The following is a 15865-nucleotide window of genomic DNA, read 5'->3' on the forward strand; positions in this document are numbered from 1 at the left end:
GTCGGGCCGCGACGCGGCTACGCTGCCTGCTGTCGACTCCGACGGCCCGGAAGGACACCACCACATGACGCGGCAGCGCGCGAACCCGCCGGACCGGCTGGTGCTGTGGGACATCGACGGCACCCTGGTGGACCCGGGCCGCTTCGGCTGGGGACTGATCTGCGCCACGTACCGCGAGTTGTTCGGCGCCGAGGTGACCGCCGCCGTACCCCGGGCCGGCCGCACCGACCGGGCCATCTGCGCGGACGTGCTGCGCCTGCACGACCGGTCCCCGGAGCACCTGGACGCCTTCTGTACGGCGGTCGCCGCCCGGGCCGCGCCGGAGCGGACCGCACACTCGAGCTTCGACGGCCACCTGCTGCCCGGCGCGCGACGGGCTCTGCGCACCCTGGCCGGGCAGCCGACGGTGGTGCAGTCGGTGCTGACCGGCAACCTGGCGGCCATCGGGACGGCGAAGCTGCACGCCGTGGAGCTCGCCGACAGCATGGACCTGGCCGTGGCGGCCTTCGGTGACCACCACGAGGACCGCGCCGACCTGGTCGACGTGGCCCGGCGCGCCTTCACCCGGCGCTACCAGGTGGCGGCGGATCGGTTCCGGACCGTGCTGGTCGGGGACACCCCGCTGGACGTCGCCGCGGCGCGCTCCGCCGGGGCGGACGTGGTCGCCGTGGCAACCGGCCACTACTCGCCGGCCGAGCTGACGGCGGCCGGCGCCGCGCTGGTGCTGCCGTCGCTGGTGGACGCCGACAGCGTCGTGGCGGCGGTGCTGACGGCCGCGCCCGCCGGGCCGGCCGGCTGACGGGTTGCCGGTGCCGGCGGCGTCTTCCGCCGGGCCGGGCGGCTGACGGGACGGCGCTGCCGGCGGCGTCGCCTGCCCGGCCGGGCGGCTGACGCCGGCTCAGAGCCGGTGCCGCACCCACACGTTCGGCTCCACGTAGACGGCGTAGTCGTGCGCCACGTCCACCAGCACCGGCACCAGCGCGCCCGGTACGTGCACCGGTCGGCTGGTGTCGAAGGGCAACCCGGTCCAGGTACGCCAGTCGGCCAGCGTGCCGGTGATCGTCATCGACCGGGGCGCGACCTTCTCGATGCGTCCGCCGGCCCGTACGTGCACCCGCAGCCACGGATCGACGGGCAGGCCGTCGGCGCGCAGCTGCGCCGCGTACTCGCCGGTGGGCAGGTCCGGCTGGGTGTGCTTGCCGCTGGGGCGTACCGGCGCGACGAGGGTGTCGAAGCCGCGCTTCGCGACCGCCGCGCGCATCGCGGCGAGCATCAGCGCGGACACCCCGTCGCCGCGCCGGTCCGGCCGGATGCAGATCTCCAGCGCCGACGCCATGGTCGGCGGGTTGCCGGTGTGCCGGTCGAGGGTGGCGCGCTGGATCATCCGCTCCCAGCCGGTGTCGGGCAGCTCCGGCTCCGGCCAGTGCACCGGCACCGCGTAGCCGCGCGCCACGGCCCGACCCGGCTCGGCCGGGTCGATGGCGGCGAAGACCAGGTCCGGGTAGAGGTCGTCGGCGACCCAGTAGTAGACCGGGGCCATCATGTCCTTGGTCATGAAGGCCGGCCAGGCGCCGTCGAAGTCGGCGTTGGTCAGCAGCGGGGCGAGGTCCGGGCGCTCGGCCAGGCTCACGATCTCGAGGGTCACGCCGGCACCCTAGAAGGGCCGGCCGGGCCGGCGCACGTCATATTCGCCCGGCCCGGCCCGCGTTGCGGGTCAGCCGGCCGCGCAGACCGCCTGCACCTTGGCGACGGCCGCGTCGAGGTTCGCCGTGTTCGGCTTCTGCCCGTCATTGGCCGTGTACGCCTGCGCCAGCTCCGACATGGCGTTCCCGAGCTGCTTCGCGGCCTCGTTGAGCGCGTCGCTGGAGGTGCCCACGTACTCGTACACGCGCGCCGAGCCGACCAGGTACTTGCCGCCGACCGCGGCGTCACCGCCGACCCTCGCTGCGGTGGCCGCCTCCTGCTGCGTGGTCTTGACGGTGGCGTCGAGCTTGGTGCACGCCCTCTTGGCGTCGGCGGGCAGGCCCGTGCCGGCGTCGGTGCCGGTGGCCTGCGGCGTGGCGGCTGTGGTGCCGGCGGCCGTGTCGGTCCCTGCGTCCCCGTCGTCGCAGCCGGCCACGAGCAGCGCGCCGAGGACGGCCGCGCCCACCAGAACGAGTCGAATCTTCCGCACAGTCGTTGTCCCCCGTCACCTTTGTGTACGGTCGGGCAACCTACCAGGTTCGCGTCCGCGGCTCGGCCCTGCTGCTGATGCAGCAACCCCAGGAGGCCCGGGCCGGGACGCCGCACGTCATGTGCGCCGCCGTCCGACCCGTCGCCCCGGTCGCGGGCGGGCCCCGTCGCCCCGCCCGCCGTACGACATGGTCAGCCGGCCCGGCAGACCGTGTGCACCTGGGTGACCGCCGCGTCCAGCTCGGCCGTGCTCGGCTTCTGCTTCGGGTTCTTCGCCCAGGCGTCCGCCAGCTGCGTCATGGCGGTCGCCACCTGCTTCGCCGCGTTGTTGACCGCGTCGCTGGAGGTGAAGGTGTGCACGTACATGCCGGCCGCCCCGGCGGAGTACTGGGCGCTGACCGCGGAGTGCCCGGCCGGCGGGCCGATCTTCGTCGCCTTCGCCACCCGGCCCAGCGCGGCCTTGATGTCCGCGTCCAGTTTGGTGCAGGTCTCCTTGGCGTCGGCCGGCAGCCCTGTGGCGCCCGCCGTGGCCGTCGAGGTCGCCTGCGGCGTGGCCGCAGCGGCGGCCGGCGTGCCGGCGGTGTTCGCCGTGTCGTTGCCGTCGTCGCAGCCGGCGACCAGCATCGCGGCCAGCAGCGCCGTGCCGCCCAGGACGAGCCGAATCGTGCGCACAGTTTCTCCCCCGTCACCTCTGTGTCCGGTCGCGGAACCTACCAGGTGATCACCGCACGGTGGGGCCCCGTGGCGTCGGCCGACCTGGTTACGCTCGCCGACATGGCAGATCCGTTCCGGGTACGCGTCACCGTCCGTGGCTACGAGCTGGACACCCAGGGCCACCTCAACCAGGCCGTCTACCTGCAATACGCCGAGCACGCCCGGTGGGAGTGCCTGCGCGCCGCCGGCATCTCGCAGGACCGGCTGCTGGCCGGCGGGGTGGGCCCGGTCGCGCTGGAGGTGACCCTGAAGTTCCACCGGGAGCTGCGCGGCGGCGACGAGGTCGACGTGACCTGCGAGTACCACTGGGGTGCGGGCAAGACGTTCGAGATCGTGCAGGAGTTCACCCGCCCGGACGGCAGCGCGGTCGCCACCGTGACCGGCGTCGGCGGGATCCTCGACCTGACCGCCCGACGGCTGGTCACCGATCCCCGGGCCCGGTTCCAGCAGCTGGCCACGGACCCGGGACCGCTGAACCTGTGACGGTTCAGTCGAGGCGCAGCGCCAGCAGCGCGCTCCGCAGCTCCTGCTCGACGTACGGGCGGGGCTCCCCGTCGGCGACGGTCAGCGCGTAGCTGTCCTGCCGGGCCGGCACCCCCGCCACGGTGAACCCGAACCGGCAGCTGCCGTTGGTGAGGGCGCGGGCGTCGGTCAGCTTCCCGCCGGCGAACCCGCCACCGCCGGTCATGATGAGCACCGGTGCGCCGGCGGTGACGTCGGCGTGCGTGCCGGTGCCGGTGCAGCCGCCGTGGTCGTCGCGGGTGAAGGACGCGGCGTCGCCGAGCACCACCGCGCCACTGACCACGAAGGTCTCGGTGGGCGGCGGGACCGCCGCGGCCGGCGTCCGGACGCCTCCGTTGTGGTTCAGGAACATGGTGAGGGCGAGCCCGAGCCCGGCGGCGGCGCCGGCCCACATCCAGCCCGGACGCCGGGCGGACGGCGTCGGCTGTGACAGCTCCGGATGTGACAGCTCCATGGTGGCTCCCCGTGGTCAGGCCGCCCGCACGCGGTCGGTCGGGGGAGAGTGTGGCCGATGATCGTCGTCGCCGCTACCCCGTTGCGGCCCGCGCGCCGAGGTAGGTGAGGACGGCCAGGACCCGGCGGTTGGTGTCGTCGCTGGGCGGCAGGTCCAGCTTGGTGAGGATGTTGCCCACGTGCTTGCCGACCGCGGCCTCGGTGACGTGCAGCTGGCCGGCGATGGCCGCGTTGGAGTGGCCTTCGGCGAGCAGCGCGAGGACCTCCCGTTCCCGGGGCGAGAGCCCGCCGAGCGGGTCGCGGGGGCGGCGCAGCAGGTGCCGCACGACGTCCGGGTCGACGGCGGTGCCGCCGGCCACCACCCGGCGCAGGGTGTCGGCGAACTCGGTGACGTCGGCGACCCGGTCCTTGAGCAGGTAGCCCACCCGGCGGCCGTCGCCGCTGTCGAGCAGCGCGGCCGCGTATGCCGCCTGCACGTGCTGGCTGAGCACCACGACCGCGAGGTCCGGTTGTTCGCCGCGCAGCGTCACGGCGGCGCGCACACCGTCGTCGCGGCCGTGCGGGGGCATCCGGATGTCGGTGACCACCAGTTGCGGCCGGTGGGCGCGGACCGCGTCGACCAGGTCGGGCGCGGTGCCGACCGCGGCCAGGACGGCGAAGCCGAACCGGGTCAGCAGGGCGGCCAGTCCTTCGCGCAGCAGGACCTCGTCCTCGGCGAGCACGACCCGGGTCAGCGACGGCACGGCAGCTCCACCCGCACGAGGGTAGGGCCGCCGGCCGGGCTGGCCAGCAGCAGCCGTCCGCCCACGGCGGCCACCCGGTCGGCGAGACCGGTCAGGCCGCTGCCCCGGGCCGGGTCGGCGCCGCCCCGGCCGTCGTCGCGGACCTCGACCACCAGGGTCCGCCCGGTCTCGGCGAGGCGCACCTCGGCCCGGCTCGCCCCGGCGTGCCGGGTCACGTTCGCCAGCGCCTCGGACACGACGAACCAGGCGGTGGTCTCGGTCAGCTCCGGCACCGGCCAGGCCAGGTCCGCCCGGACGGTCACCGGGAGCCCGGCCCCGGACGCGAGGTCGCGGACCGCGCCGGCCAGGCCCAGGTCGGTCAGTTGCGGCGGTCGGATGCCCTGCACGACCTGCCGCAGCAGCACCATCAGCTCCTTGGCCTGCCCGTGCGCCACCGCGAGCGGCCCGGCGGCCGGCGACTCGTCGGGCACGTCGAGGCGGGCCAGGCCCAACTGCACGGTGAGGCTGGTCAGCCGGGGCTGCACACCGTCGTGCAGGTCCCGCTCGATGCGCCGCCGCTCGGCCTCGTACCCGCTCACCAGCCGGGCGCGGGACCGGGTCACCTCCCGCAGCGCGGTGTCCGCCGACCCGCCGAGCAGCCACCGCGCCACCGCCGCCTGTCCGGCGACCAGCGCCCCGCCGAGGTAGCCCAGCGCCGGCAGCAGCAGCACTGCCACGATCGCGTACGGGACCGCCTCGCCGGGCGTGTCGACGGTGGTCGGGCCGAGGGTGATCGGGTCGGCGTGCCCGGCGAGCCACGGGCCGGCGAGCAGCGCGGCGTCGAGGAGCACCAGCAGGGCGAACAGCGTGTACGCCGCCGGCACCACCGCGCCCAACCAGCCCGCGTACGCCACCTCCCGCCACCCGGCCGCGTCGGCCCAGCGGGCGGCCAGCCCAGTGTTGGGAGGCGGGGGGAGGGGGCGGGGGTCGACGAGGCGCAACCGCCACCGCTCCACCGCCGCCAGCGGAACGGTCAGCAGCGGCGCGAGCGCCAGCAGCGCCACCGCGACGACGGTGAGGAACCCGACGACGGGCAGCGGCACCGGCCGGTCCTGCCGCACCGCGCTCACCACCGCCAGCAGTGGGGCGGCGACCACCGCCACCCCGACCGCCGGGGCGGCGAGCACGGGCACGCTGCTGGCGGCGTACGCGAGGGCCCGCCACGGCCACGCGGAGAGCAGGAAGCGGCGCCCGTGCAGCGCCTGCGCCAGGTGGATCGGCCGGTCGGAGGTCATGCGAAGGACGCTAGTCAGCCGCTGCGGCGCGGCCCAGCCGGCTGGACCGAGCGCCCGGGTATACCCAGCACTACCTCGATCCGGCCGGCCACGCCCCGTGCGCCGGGGCCGGTCGGACGGCTGGACTGGACCGCATGCGACTCGACCGGATCGGCGCGGGCTGCTGGCTGCTCGCCGCACCGCTGTTCCTGACCGCGAACCTGATCGTCGGGCTGGCCTGGCGCCGGCCTCCGTTCAGCTGGGCCACCCACAACATCAGCGACCTCGGCAACGTCACCTGCGGCATCTGGGACACCACCCGACCCCGCCCGGTGTGCTCGCCGTGGCACGAGGCGATGAACGTCGCCTTCGTCGCCACCGGCGTCCTGCTCGCGCTCGGTGTCGCGCTCACCTGGTCGGCGCTGGGCCGCGCGACCGTCGTCAAGGTGTGCGTGCTCGCCGCCGCGCTCGGCTACGTGCTGGCCGGGGCGTACCCGGCGGACGTGGACGAGAACCGGCACTTCCTGGCGGCGCTGCTCATCTTCGTACCCGGCAATGCCGGCCTGCTCGCGGCGGCGCTGGCCCGCCGGTCGGCGGCCCTGCGCCCGCTGCGGCCGGTGAGCCTGGCGGCAGGGCTGACCGGCGTGACCGGCGTCGTGCTCTTCTGGGCGCAGGCCGACCCGGGCCTCGGGGTGGGCGGCCTGGAACGGGTGGCGGTGCTGCCGCTGCTGCTGTGGGCGGTGGCGGTCGCCTGGACGCGACCGTGGCGGGCCCTATCCTGAGCGGATGTTGCTGGAGTTCACCGGTGAGGTCTGGTACTGGCGCGGCCCGTCGCCGTGGCACTTCGTCACCGTCCCCGACGAGCAGTGCGGCGCGTTGACCGACGCCGCCGGGCAGGTGACCTACGGCTGGGGCATGGTCCCGGTGACGGCCCGCATCGGCGGCACCGACTGGACCACCTCACTGTGGCCCAAGGACGGCCGGTACGTGGTGCCGCTGAAGGCGGCCGTGCGCCGGGCCGAGCAGATCGACGTCGGCGACGTGGTGACCGTCCGGCTGACCGTCGACGCCTGATCAGCCCGCCTGCCGGCGGGTCTTGTCGATCAGCAGCTCGACCAGCTTCGCCAGCCCGGCCGCGCCGAAGCGGTCGTGGGCCTGGCGCACCGTCACCAGCAGCGGTGCGGCCTGGTCGAGCACCACGCCCTCGCGGGCGAGCACGTAGTACAGCGCCAGCATCGCCGCGCGGGCGTTGCCGTCGTCGAACGGGTGGAAGAACGCCACGTCCAGGTAGACCCGCGCCGCCCGCGACGGCAACGGCACCGCCGGATCGGTCGCCTCGGCCAGGCGCGCCTCGAACACCGCCGGCAGGTCGGGCCGCCAGTGGTACCTCTCCCGGCCGCCCTTCGCCGAGGCCGGATCGGTACGGAAGGCCGCCTCGGGCACCCCGAGCACCGTCGCCTGCCAGCCTGCAAGCAGCGCGAAGGTGAGCGGACCGCCCTCGGCGGCTGCCGCGCGTACCTGGTCGAGAGCTGCGGCGAGCGGCGCGGCCCCGTCCGGGCGGCGGGCCACGTGCGCGGCGACCGCGTCCCGGCCGGTACGGGCCGGCCCGCTCACGTGCCCGGCGGCGCTGACCCAGTCGACCCGGGCCCGGGCGGCCTCCCACGCCTCCAGGGCGTCCAGGCGACGCCCGACCTCGGGCCGGCGGTACCGGTCAGTGTCCTGCCGTCGGCGACCCTCGTCCCAGTGGTCGGCTGCCGCCGTCGACGTCTGCACGTCCACGACCTGGCGGGCCAGCCGCTCCGCGACCTCCTGCACCTGCACGACGTCCGGTGCGACCCAGCTGCGGAACCTTCCACCGATGGCGTGCTCGATCAGCGCCGCGTGCCGCTGCTCGGGGATGCCGGCGGCGGTGAGGAACCAGCCGAGCACCCGCTCGCAGTGGAAGTACCAGCCGCTGTCGTTGCGCGTCCGGTCGACGGTCATCACCACGAGTTGGGCCACCGCCGTCTCCCAGGCGACCAGCAGCTCCTCGTCACCGTCGCCGCTGGCCAGCGGCAGGAACCGGTCGAAGCGCTCGGCCAGGTCCTCCAGCCAGCGCCGCCACTCCCGCAGCGCGTCGGCCGCCAGCGTCAGGGTCTCGTCGGCGCTGCCCTTCATCGAGTGGGAGACACAGCACCAGGAGCCGACCGGGCCGCCGTCGAAGTCGCCCTCGCCGACCGACCAGCGCCAGCCCGCCGCCCACCGTCCGTACCGGTCGACCAGCGCGTGGCTGACCCGGTCCCGCCACGCTCGGGCCTCGACGTCGCCGACGTAGGTTTTCCCGTCCCAGTGGACCGGCGGGGGGACCGGGGTGCCAATCTCGCGGAGGACATCGTGCACCTGGGCGGGATCGAAGGGGTGGGACGCGGGGTCCACCTCGGGCCAGGTGAGGTGGTAGGGGGAGATCCGCTGCCGTGCCTCGTCGAGCGTCATCGGCGAGCATCCTGCCAGCTGGCGCCCGGTTCGGTCGATCGGTTTCCGGACCGCCCTGACAGTCGCGCAAGGCGCGTGTCGGCGCGGCCCGCGCGTGGCAGGTACCCACAGATCGAGCCCGAAGAATACTTGCGGATTGGCGGCGCTGAGCTGAAGATATTTTCATGCGTGACGACGTTCGTCGATTGAGTCGAGTGCTGGCCCTGGTGGCCGTGATCATCATCGTGGCGCAGGCCGCCGTCCGGCCGGCGCTCGCCCAGGACGTCGCGTCGGCCACCGGGCAGGTTGCCTGCACCATTGACGCGGCCACCCCGAAACGACAGTTCCGCGCCATGTGGCTCAGCAGCGTGGCCAACATCGACTGGCCCAGCGCCACCGGGCTCACCGCGACCGCCCAGCAGGCCGAGTACCGGTCCTGGCTGGACCTGGCCCAGCGACAGCGGATGAACGCCGTCGTCGTGCAGGTCCGTCCCACCGCCGACGCGTTCTGGCCGTCGCCCTACGAGCCCTGGTCGCAGTGGCTGACCGGCACCCAGGGCGGCAATCCCGGCTACGACCCGCTGGCCTTCCTGGTCGCCGAGGCGCACGCCCGCAACCTGGAGTTCCACGCCTGGTTCAACCCCTACCGGGTGGCCAACCACGCCGACCCGTCCCGGCTCGCCGCGAGCCACCCGGCCCGCCAGCACCCGGACTGGGTCCTCAGCTACGGCGGCAAGCTCTACTACAACCCCGGCATTCCCGCCGTGCGCGCCTTCGTCCAGGACGCCATGATGGACGCGGTCAGCCGCTACGACATCGACGCCGTGCACTGGGACGACTACTTCTATCCGTACCCGGTGACCGGCACCGCCCTTCCCGACCAGGGCACCTTCGCCCAGTACGGCACGGGCTTCACCGACGTCGGCGACTGGCGACGCCACAACGTCGACCTGCTCGTGCAGGAGATGTCCACCCGCATCCGGGCGGCCAAGCCCTGGGTGAAGTTCGGGGTGAGCCCGTTCGGCATCTGGCGCAACGCCACCACCGACCCGCTCGGCTCGCGCACCAGCGGCCTGCAGTCCTACGACGCCATCTACGCCGACTCCCGCCGCTGGGTGACACAGGGCTGGATCGACTACATCGCACCGCAGCTCTACTGGCACATCGGCCACCCCGCCGCCGACTACCAGGAACTCGTGCGCTGGTGGTCCGCGACCGTCGCCGGCACCGACGTCCAGCTGCTGATCGGGCAGGGCACCTACAAGGTCGGGGACAGCAGCCAGGACCCGGCCTGGCAGGACCCGACCGAACTGACCGACCACCTGACCCTCAACCGCAGCCACCCCGAGGTCGTCGGCGACATCCAGTTCAGCGCCGGCGACGTCCGCGCCGACCGGCTGGGCGCCGTCAGCCGGCTGGTGGCCGACCACTACCGCCGTCCCGCGCTGATCCCGCTCGCCCCCGGCCGGGGCGGCACCGCACCCGCCGCACCGACCCTCACCACCGCCGACCGGACCCCGACCGGCGTGACCCTCGCCTGGCAGGCGGGCACGACCGCAACCACCACCGGGTACGCGGTCTACCGGCTGCCCGGCGACGGCGCGGTCGACCCGTGTGACCTGGCCGACGCCCGCTACCTGCTCGGCACGGTACGCGCCACCGGCAGCACCGGCACGTTCACCGACACCACCGCCGCGACCGACGGCACCTACCGCTACCTGCTCACCGCCCTGGACCGGCAGCACCACGAGAGCGTCCCCAGCGACGCGCGCCTCGTCACCCCGGCCGCCGGCCCGTTCAGCGTCATCGTGGACAACGCCACCGCCGGCTTCACGGCGAGCGCGAACTGGTCGACGTCGGCGAGTACGGCCGGCCGGTACGGGGCCGACTACCGGTACGCGAGCCCGCAGGCGGTCAGCGACGCGGCGTACTTCTCGGCGACTATTCCGGCGGACGGGTCGTACCGGATCGAGGTGTGGCATCCGGCGTCGAGCGCCTACAACGCGGCCACTCCGCACGTGGTGCTCGCGGCCACCGGCAGCCAGACCGTCACCCTCGACCAGCGCACCGGTGGGGGAGCGTGGCGCAGCCTCGGCACCTTCGCGCTGACCGCCGGAACCCGCAACGTCGTCGCCGTGAGCCGGTGGAGCACCACCGGCGGCTACGTCGTCGCCGACGCCATCCGCATCACCCGCGCCTGAGCCCGCCCTCGCCCCCGCCCCTCTTCCCCTGGAGGTACCCCATGACCGGATCCCCGCCCACCCGCCGCGACGTCCTGCGCGGCGCGGTGCTGCTCGGCATCAGCACCGCCGCCGGCGGCTTCTCCCTCACACTGCCCGAGGCGGCACTGGCCGCCGCCGCACCGAGCATCGCCGGCTGCGCCACCTGGGGAGCCCGCAACCCGTCGAGCGCGTTGACCACCCTCAGCGCGAACCCGGACAAGATCCTCATCCACCACACCGACACCGCCAACAGCACCGACTACTCCCAGGCGCACGCCTTCGCGCTGTCGCGGTCCATCCAGGACTACCACATGGACAGCAACGGCTGGGCCGACACCGGACAGCACTTCACCAACAGCCGCGGCGGGTACGTCACCGAAGGCCGCCACGGCAGCCTCGCCCGGCTCCAGGCGGGCAGCGGGATCGTGGTGGGGGCGCACTGCCCCGGGCAGAACGACAAGGCGATCGGCATCGAGAACGAGGGCAACTACAACACCGTCGCCCCGCCCGCGGCGCTGTACAGCCGGCTGGTCGAGCTGTGCGCGTACATCTGCGACCAGTACGCCATCCCCGCCACCCAGATCTTCGGCCACCGCGACTTCTACTCCACCGACTGCCCCGGCGACGTCCTGTACGCGAAGCTCCCACAGCTGCGCACCGATGTCGCCGCGGCGCTCGGCGGACCGCCGGCGTTCAGCGTCATCGTGGACAACGCCACCGCCGGTTTCACGGCGAGCGCGAACTGGTCGACGTCGGCGAGTACGGCCGGCCGGTACGGGGCCGACTACCGCTACGCGAGCCCGCAGGCGGTCAGCGACGCGGCGTACTTTTCGGCGACGATTCCGGCGGACGGGTCGTACCGGATCGAGGTGTGGCATCCGGCGTCGAGCGCCTACAACGCGGCCACTCCGCACGTGGTGCTCGCGGCCACCGGCAGCCAGACCGTCACCCTCGACCAGCGTACGGGTGGGGGAGCGTGGCGCAGCCTCGGCACCTTCGCGCTGACCGCCGGAACCCGCAACGTCGTCGCCGTGAGCCGGTGGAGCACCACCGGCGGCTACGTCGTCGCCGACGCCGTCCGCATCACCCGTAGCTGATCGGGTCCGTTCGCCTGCGGGGCCGGCCGCGTCGTGGCTGTTCGTGGGTCGGGCGGGGCGGGGCGGCCCTCGTGGCGTCGTCGCCGGCGGCCACCGGACGGTTGCCGGCTGAGGGCCGTCCCGCCGTCCGAATTGGCGGTCACGGCTTGTTCCGGGCTTGCCTGGCCAACACGAAGTCCGCATAAACCTCCCCGGCAACCCCGTCGTTGACCCACCGATGCGGGGAGACCCCGGTGGTCCGCTCCGCCAGTTCCAAGGCTTCCGCTGGGTCGTGAAGGTGGCCGATCACCCGGCCGTAGCCCGTGTCATCTTCGTCTTCGGGGTTGAGGGGCGGGAACACGGACAAATCGCGGCAGTGCTCGTTGTCCAAGTCCTGTACGTCATGAACGGACACGTGGTAGCCGTCCTGCCAGGGCCAGACCGCGACCCAGCGGATGCCTCGGACGCCCGTGTGCGTGAGGGGGCCGACGAACTGCTCAACGCCTTTCCTGCGGCCGAGCGCGCCGAGGACGAACGACCGGGTGAGGTAGCGCATGCGCGCACGCTACCCCGAACGCATACGGCTCGAGCCGGTTGTCCACCGGGGCGAACAGCCACGGACCGGCGAACCACCCGCAACGGCGCCGTCCAGTGAGCCGTTCCGCGCAAACGTGGTGCTCACGATCGTGAGGCTCTTCGGCTGCAACGTGAGAGCCAGGGACAGACCTGTCAGGACGGAACCTGGACAAGCCTGAGTACGGTATCGAAGCCGCGTTGCTGCGCGGGTGAATCCACCATCGGCAGGATCAGCGCTGGTATGCCGGCGGAAACCGATCCGCCGTCGGCGGCGGGATGATCACCGACCATCAGGGTCTGACGCGGTGTGGCACGGAGGGCTTCGAGGGCGGCGCCCCAGATCCGAGGGTCCGGTTTGACGAAGCCGACCTCGTAGGACAGTACGAACGCATCGACATGGCCGTCGAGTCCGTGCCGTGCGAAGCATGTGCGGATGTCCCAGCCGACGTTGCTGACGACGCCGATGCGAACACCGCTGTCACGCAATGCGGACAGGGTGGCGACGGTGTCGGCGTACGGCTCGATCGCTTCGGCGTGCGTGTCGTGCAAGGCCGATGCCAGCGCCTGGTCCACCCCGGGAATCTGTTCCAGGACGGCGAGGATCGCCCGATCCCAGACTCGCGGATCCAGATCTCGGGCGATGTGGGCCGAATCCGTGGCCGTCTCCCGCAACAGTTCCGCGAAGTCGCCAGCAAAACGGTGTGCCTCGCCGTCGGCCAATGTCCGGCCGATCGATGCCGCCGCGTTGCCCACCCAGCGCTCCGAGTCTCTGGCGAACAGCGTCCAGGCGAAGTCGAACAGCACTGTCGTCACCGGCTCCGCGGTCATCGCATCACCCTAGATCAACACGACGAGTTCTGTGGGCCGCGACGCAGTGAGCTAGATAGCCCTCAACGACGGCGTAGCCCTCCGGCTGGCGCAGCTTGCGCCGTTACGTCATCTGCGCTGCGTCTCCATCAACCATGCTGCGGCGGTCACCGTGGACCTCCCACCTGACGTGCCGGTCGAGTGGCTGTCCATTGATGCTGACGAGGTCGACCTTGCGCCACTCGGCCGGCATCCGGCCCTGTGGGGGCTGAAGCTCGCCATCCGCCCCCCGGTCGCGGTCGGTCCGCTGGCTGCTCTGCCGGCCCTCGTTCACCTCGACCTGTCTGGAGCCAACGTCAGCGACCTGCACCGGGTCGCGGAGTTGCCAGGCCTGCGGTGCTGGAGCTGAGCCTGGCCCAGTCGCGGGAGCTGCGGGAGCACGATGCACTGCCGGCCGGACTGGCTGCCGCGGCGCTGAACGGGTTCGCCCGATTGGAGGATGCCGACGAGTGGGCCACCTGGCTGCAAGGTGTCGCCGGGCTGCGGTGAGGGCGCTGGCGTCGGGGGGCGAACTCCAGCAGCTCATGATCCAAGCGCCTCAGTCAGCGACCTCTGCGGAGCTGATGAACCAGGAGTCCGACTCGACGTCGATCGGCTCGTCGATCCAAGGCTGCACGATGGCAGCGAGCTGAGCCGTCACAGGCCACATATCCACCACCCACCCGTCGGGCGTCACCTCGACATGCACACGCAGCGGTTCGATGATCTCTGATGGCAGGGCCCACGAACGTTCGAGTGCATCGTCAGCACCGAACTCCTCCACCATGTTGACTACAACCACGGCGACACTCTAGCCACGACGCCATGCCGCACCGTTCCATGATCGGCAGGGCAGGCGTCAGCCCGTCGGGGCGTCGGCCTTTTGGACGTCGCCGAGCAGCAGGCGGGCACCTCGGCGGACAGCGTTCCAGTCGGTCGTCGGGGAGCGGTCGAAGTTCTTTGCAAGCCAATGGCGGCGGTCTTCGTGCTCCCGCCGCAGATGGACCAGGTCAAGGTCCACGCCAGGTAGCCCGCCGCGGCGCTCCAACTCCTCGACCCGCTGCCCCATGGTGCGCATCAGCTCGTGGTGGAGGGTGTGCACCGCCCCAAGGTATGCGGTGGTGGGGATGCTGAGCCGGACTGAGGGGTCGGCGGTGAAGCCGATCTCGCCATCGTCCTGGTGCCGCCAATCCATGGTGATCTCGTCGCTGTCGCCGCGGGTGGTGCGCCACAACCGGAGCTTGGGAGGATTGCGTACGTATCCGAAGTCCAGGTAGTGCCGGCCGTGCCATATTGCGGCCGTGACGACTGGATGGTCGGGCGTGTCCGCGTTCCCGTCGTCGGTCCCTTGCTCATCCGGATCGTGGATGAACTCGAGTGGGTCGCACGTCCATCGCTGGGGGTCGGTGGAGATGAACGACTGCAGATCGTCCGGTACCGGCTCCAGTACCTCGGGGATCAGGGCAATGACGTCTTCCCAGAGCCGGGCCAGGTAGTAGTCGATGTAGGGATGCGGGCGAGGTTCCCGGGTGCGGCGCAGCAACACGTGTCCGCCTGCCTCGAGCCAGTACCAGCCTTCGGTGAGCCCGAACCAGTGCAGCGTCGGCTGGTTGCTGCCCCACGGCGACACCTCGTTCAGTGGGTACAGCTCGAATCGGAACCTGATCATCGAGGCAGCGTCCCATGCGTTCGGAGGGTGAGCACGTCGAGGTCAGTCAGCCGAAATCGGCCACCGTCATGCCAGCGGGATGGCCGGGTGGCCACTGGACGAGCTCGATCCGGTAACCGTCGGGATCGGTCAACCAAGAGGTCCACATTCCCGGCCCCAGCTCGGTCGGCGGCTCGACGTCGATGCCCTTGGCCGCCAGACCGGTGACGGTGGCGTGGACGTCCTGCACCTGGACGACGAGATGGTTGACGGCGCTGACGTCGCCAACTGGCCGCGCCGGATCGTGTACGAGTTCGAGGCTGGCGAAGGGGTCGTCCGGAAGTTTGAGCATCGTCAGACTGCCGAACTCGGTTTCGGGAACGGTTCCGATCGTGGCGTAGCCGAGCGTGGTGTAGAAGGTGAGTGACCGCTCCAGGTCAGTAACCCGCAGCCCGAGGTGCAACATCCTCATACTCGGCACACTCGTGCCGTCCGGGTGGCCGCGGCCCTGCCGGTGCAGCCGGCCCTGAAGGCCTGGTCCGATGGGCGCACCGCACGGCGCCATGATCCGTGCAGAACCTAGGATGACCTCGATGACCATTCCTGAACGGCGCCCCGACCACGTCCCTACCGACGAAGCTCGGATCGAAGAAGCCCTGCGGCTGCTCTCGAGCGCACCGGTCGGACTCGACGTCGCTGTCAAGCGGCTCAGCCGTGGCAGCGGTGTCTACGCCTGGTGGGCCGACACCTCGGTTCTTCCCGACCTCCCAGGTCCGCCGAATGAGAACGACCCGTCGCTTCGGCTGCTGTACCTCGGACGTGCGACCAGCCTGCGCGGGCGGATCCTGCGCAACCATCTGAGGCGTTCGGGCAGCTCGACGCTGCGCCGCACGTTGGCCGGGCTTCTGGTGGACGAGGGGTACCGGACGACCTGGACCGACCGTGTCGTCCTGCTGCCGCAGGACGAGGCGCGGCTGACCGCGTGGATGCACGCGCACCTGAGCCTGACCTGGGCGGAGGACCCAGAGTCGGCGATGATCGAGGCTGAGCTCGTCCGGCGTCTGCACCCGCCACTCAACGTGCACGGCGTCGACCCCGAACACCTCCAGGCCGGCGTGATCGCCGCCAAGGAGTCGTACCACGCGAGCAGCCGCCCCGCCGAACCCTCGTGAGCGCCGTGACCGGCGGC

20 protein-coding genes are annotated in these 15865 nt (G+C 72.4%); 8 read left to right on the forward strand and 12 right to left on the reverse strand.

Annotation, left to right across the window (positions count from 1 at the left end; translation table 11 throughout):
- The first annotated feature begins 64 nt into the window (after positions 1-64).
- Positions 65-799: an HAD family hydrolase gene (locus GA0070611_RS06290; RefSeq protein WP_091658955.1), complete on the forward strand. Its 735-nt coding sequence runs from the start codon at positions 65-67 to the stop codon at positions 797-799.
- 99 nt (positions 800-898) lie between these two features.
- On the opposite strand, the gene GA0070611_RS06295 is transcribed toward GA0070611_RS06290, so the two are convergent.
- From GA0070611_RS06295 to GA0070611_RS06305, 3 genes are all read right to left on the reverse strand, one after another.
- Positions 899-1645 (reverse strand): N-acetyltransferase, encoded by a 747-nt coding sequence (locus GA0070611_RS06295; RefSeq protein ID WP_091658958.1) that lies wholly within the window; start codon positions 1643-1645, stop codon positions 899-901.
- 69 nt (positions 1646-1714) lie between these two features.
- The gene (locus tag GA0070611_RS06300; protein WP_091658961.1) at positions 1715-2149 is read right to left on the reverse strand and encodes a hypothetical protein; all 435 of its coding nucleotides are present in this window, start codon (positions 2147-2149) and stop codon (positions 1715-1717) included.
- Between the two features lie 215 nt (positions 2150-2364).
- Positions 2365-2844, reverse strand: coding sequence for a hypothetical protein (locus GA0070611_RS06305; protein WP_231921346.1), 480 nt, complete (start codon positions 2842-2844; stop codon positions 2365-2367).
- Positions 2845-2946: 102 nt separating this feature from the next.
- Between GA0070611_RS06305 and GA0070611_RS06310 the strand changes: the two genes are divergently transcribed.
- The gene (locus GA0070611_RS06310; RefSeq protein ID WP_091672565.1) at positions 2947-3369 is read left to right on the forward strand and encodes an acyl-CoA thioesterase; all 423 of its coding nucleotides are present in this window, start codon (positions 2947-2949) and stop codon (positions 3367-3369) included.
- Positions 3370-3373: 4 nt separating this feature from the next.
- Here the strand turns inward: GA0070611_RS06310 and GA0070611_RS06315 are convergent, their stop codons facing one another.
- The 3 genes from GA0070611_RS06315 to GA0070611_RS06325 all read right to left on the reverse strand — a co-directional run bounded on the left by GA0070611_RS06315 (position 3374) and on the right by GA0070611_RS06325 (position 5878).
- Positions 3374-3862, reverse strand: a complete 489-nt coding sequence (locus GA0070611_RS06315; protein ID WP_157740218.1) for a hypothetical protein — start codon at positions 3860-3862, stop codon at positions 3374-3376.
- Positions 3863-3935: 73 nt separating this feature from the next.
- The gene (locus GA0070611_RS06320; protein ID WP_091658966.1) at positions 3936-4604 is read right to left on the reverse strand and encodes a response regulator transcription factor; all 669 of its coding nucleotides are present in this window, start codon (positions 4602-4604) and stop codon (positions 3936-3938) included.
- Positions 4592-5878: a sensor histidine kinase gene (locus GA0070611_RS06325; RefSeq protein ID WP_091658971.1), complete on the reverse strand. Its 1287-nt coding sequence runs from the start codon at positions 5876-5878 to the stop codon at positions 4592-4594. The genes GA0070611_RS06320 and GA0070611_RS06325 overlap by 13 nt, the downstream gene beginning before the upstream one ends.
- A 134-nt stretch (positions 5879-6012) precedes the next feature.
- Between GA0070611_RS06325 and GA0070611_RS06330 the strand changes: the two genes are divergently transcribed.
- Positions 6013-6639, forward strand: a complete 627-nt coding sequence (locus GA0070611_RS06330; protein ID WP_091658975.1) for a DUF998 domain-containing protein — start codon at positions 6013-6015, stop codon at positions 6637-6639.
- 4 nt (positions 6640-6643) lie between these two features.
- Positions 6644-6931 carry a DUF1905 domain-containing protein gene (locus GA0070611_RS06335; RefSeq protein ID WP_091658979.1) on the forward strand — a complete coding sequence of 96 codons (288 nt, stop codon included), beginning with the start codon at positions 6644-6646 and terminating at the stop codon, positions 6929-6931.
- On the opposite strand, the gene GA0070611_RS06340 is transcribed toward GA0070611_RS06335, so the two are convergent.
- Positions 6932-8329, reverse strand: a complete 1398-nt coding sequence (locus tag GA0070611_RS06340; RefSeq protein ID WP_197675862.1) for a Fic family protein — start codon at positions 8327-8329, stop codon at positions 6932-6934.
- A 164-nt stretch (positions 8330-8493) separates the two neighbouring features.
- On the opposite strand from GA0070611_RS06340, the gene GA0070611_RS06345 reads away from it, so the two are divergent.
- Positions 8494-10509, forward strand: a complete 2016-nt coding sequence (locus GA0070611_RS06345) for a family 10 glycosylhydrolase (protein ID WP_167604406.1) — start codon at positions 8494-8496, stop codon at positions 10507-10509.
- A gap of 41 nt (positions 10510-10550) precedes the next feature.
- Positions 10551-11627, forward strand: coding sequence for a golvesin C-terminal-like domain-containing protein (locus GA0070611_RS06350; protein ID WP_091658984.1), 1077 nt, complete (start codon positions 10551-10553; stop codon positions 11625-11627).
- A 139-nt stretch (positions 11628-11766) separates the two neighbouring features.
- Here GA0070611_RS06350 and GA0070611_RS06355 read toward each other — a convergent pair whose 3' ends face one another.
- Both GA0070611_RS06355 and GA0070611_RS06360 read right to left on the reverse strand, forming a co-directional pair.
- Positions 11767-12162, reverse strand: coding sequence for a hypothetical protein (locus GA0070611_RS06355; RefSeq protein ID WP_091658988.1), 396 nt, complete (start codon positions 12160-12162; stop codon positions 11767-11769).
- A 173-nt stretch (positions 12163-12335) separates the two neighbouring features.
- On the reverse strand, positions 12336-13010 hold the full coding sequence (locus GA0070611_RS06360) for an HAD family hydrolase (protein ID WP_091658993.1): 675 nt from the start codon (positions 13008-13010) through the stop codon (positions 12336-12338).
- Between the two features lie 375 nt (positions 13011-13385).
- Between GA0070611_RS06360 and GA0070611_RS30980 the strand changes: the two genes are divergently transcribed.
- Positions 13386-13538 carry a hypothetical protein gene (locus GA0070611_RS30980; protein ID WP_157740219.1) on the forward strand — a complete coding sequence of 51 codons (153 nt, stop codon included), beginning with the start codon at positions 13386-13388 and terminating at the stop codon, positions 13536-13538.
- A 49-nt stretch (positions 13539-13587) separates the two neighbouring features.
- Here GA0070611_RS30980 and GA0070611_RS06370 read toward each other — a convergent pair whose 3' ends face one another.
- Genes GA0070611_RS06370 through GA0070611_RS06380 form a run of 3 tightly spaced genes read right to left on the reverse strand, consistent with a single transcriptional unit; the run spans position 13588 to position 15277 of the window.
- On the reverse strand, positions 13588-13830 hold the full coding sequence (locus GA0070611_RS06370; protein WP_091659000.1) for a hypothetical protein: 243 nt from the start codon (positions 13828-13830) through the stop codon (positions 13588-13590).
- 57 nt (positions 13831-13887) lie between these two features.
- Positions 13888-14697 carry a DUF5984 family protein gene (locus GA0070611_RS06375; protein ID WP_091659003.1) on the reverse strand — a complete coding sequence of 270 codons (810 nt, stop codon included), beginning with the start codon at positions 14695-14697 and terminating at the stop codon, positions 13888-13890.
- A 46-nt stretch (positions 14698-14743) separates the two neighbouring features.
- Positions 14744-15277, reverse strand: coding sequence for a VOC family protein (locus tag GA0070611_RS06380; protein ID WP_231921347.1), 534 nt, complete (start codon positions 15275-15277; stop codon positions 14744-14746).
- On the opposite strand from GA0070611_RS06380, the gene GA0070611_RS06385 reads away from it, so the two are divergent.
- A complete protein-coding gene (locus GA0070611_RS06385; protein WP_231921348.1) occupies positions 15270-15848 on the forward strand; it encodes a GIY-YIG nuclease family protein in 579 nt (192 codons plus the stop codon). The two genes, GA0070611_RS06380 and GA0070611_RS06385, sit on opposite strands and share 8 nt — an antisense overlap.
- The last annotated feature ends 17 nt before the right edge of the window (positions 15849-15865 follow it).

The organism is Micromonospora auratinigra (assembly GCF_900089595.1).
Classification (GTDB): Bacteria; Actinomycetota; Actinomycetes; order Mycobacteriales; family Micromonosporaceae; genus Micromonospora; species Micromonospora auratinigra.

What these genes read in the sequence shown, in the direction of transcription:
- GA0070611_RS06315 (WP_157740218.1), bottom strand. Translation starts at nt 3,862, where the DNA reads ATGGAGCTGTCACATCCGGAGCTGTCACAGCCGACGCCGTCCGCCCGG.
- GA0070611_RS06345 (WP_167604406.1), top strand. Translation starts at nt 8,494, where the DNA reads ATGCGTGACGACGTTCGTCGATTGAGTCGAGTGCTGGCCCTGGTGGCC.
- GA0070611_RS06355 (WP_091658988.1), bottom strand. Translation starts at nt 12,162, where the DNA reads ATGCGCTACCTCACCCGGTCGTTCGTCCTCGGCGCGCTCGGCCGCAGG.
- GA0070611_RS06310 (WP_091672565.1), top strand. Translation starts at nt 2,947, where the DNA reads ATGGCAGATCCGTTCCGGGTACGCGTCACCGTCCGTGGCTACGAGCTG.
- GA0070611_RS06385 (WP_231921348.1), top strand. Translation starts at nt 15,270, where the DNA reads ATGACCATTCCTGAACGGCGCCCCGACCACGTCCCTACCGACGAAGCT.
- GA0070611_RS06340 (WP_197675862.1), bottom strand. Translation starts at nt 8,329, where the DNA reads ATGACGCTCGACGAGGCACGGCAGCGGATCTCCCCCTACCACCTCACC.
- GA0070611_RS06290 (WP_091658955.1), top strand. Translation starts at nt 65, where the DNA reads ATGACGCGGCAGCGCGCGAACCCGCCGGACCGGCTGGTGCTGTGGGAC.
- GA0070611_RS06360 (WP_091658993.1), bottom strand. Translation starts at nt 13,010, where the DNA reads ATGACCGCGGAGCCGGTGACGACAGTGCTGTTCGACTTCGCCTGGACG.
- GA0070611_RS06325 (WP_091658971.1), bottom strand. Translation starts at nt 5,878, where the DNA reads ATGACCTCCGACCGGCCGATCCACCTGGCGCAGGCGCTGCACGGGCGC.
- GA0070611_RS06375 (WP_091659003.1), bottom strand. Translation starts at nt 14,697, where the DNA reads ATGATCAGGTTCCGATTCGAGCTGTACCCACTGAACGAGGTGTCGCCG.
- GA0070611_RS06335 (WP_091658979.1), top strand. Translation starts at nt 6,644, where the DNA reads ATGTTGCTGGAGTTCACCGGTGAGGTCTGGTACTGGCGCGGCCCGTCG.
- GA0070611_RS06330 (WP_091658975.1), top strand. Translation starts at nt 6,013, where the DNA reads ATGCGACTCGACCGGATCGGCGCGGGCTGCTGGCTGCTCGCCGCACCG.
- GA0070611_RS06380 (WP_231921347.1), bottom strand. Translation starts at nt 15,277, where the DNA reads ATGGTCATCGAGGTCATCCTAGGTTCTGCACGGATCATGGCGCCGTGC.
- GA0070611_RS06350 (WP_091658984.1), top strand. Translation starts at nt 10,551, where the DNA reads ATGACCGGATCCCCGCCCACCCGCCGCGACGTCCTGCGCGGCGCGGTG.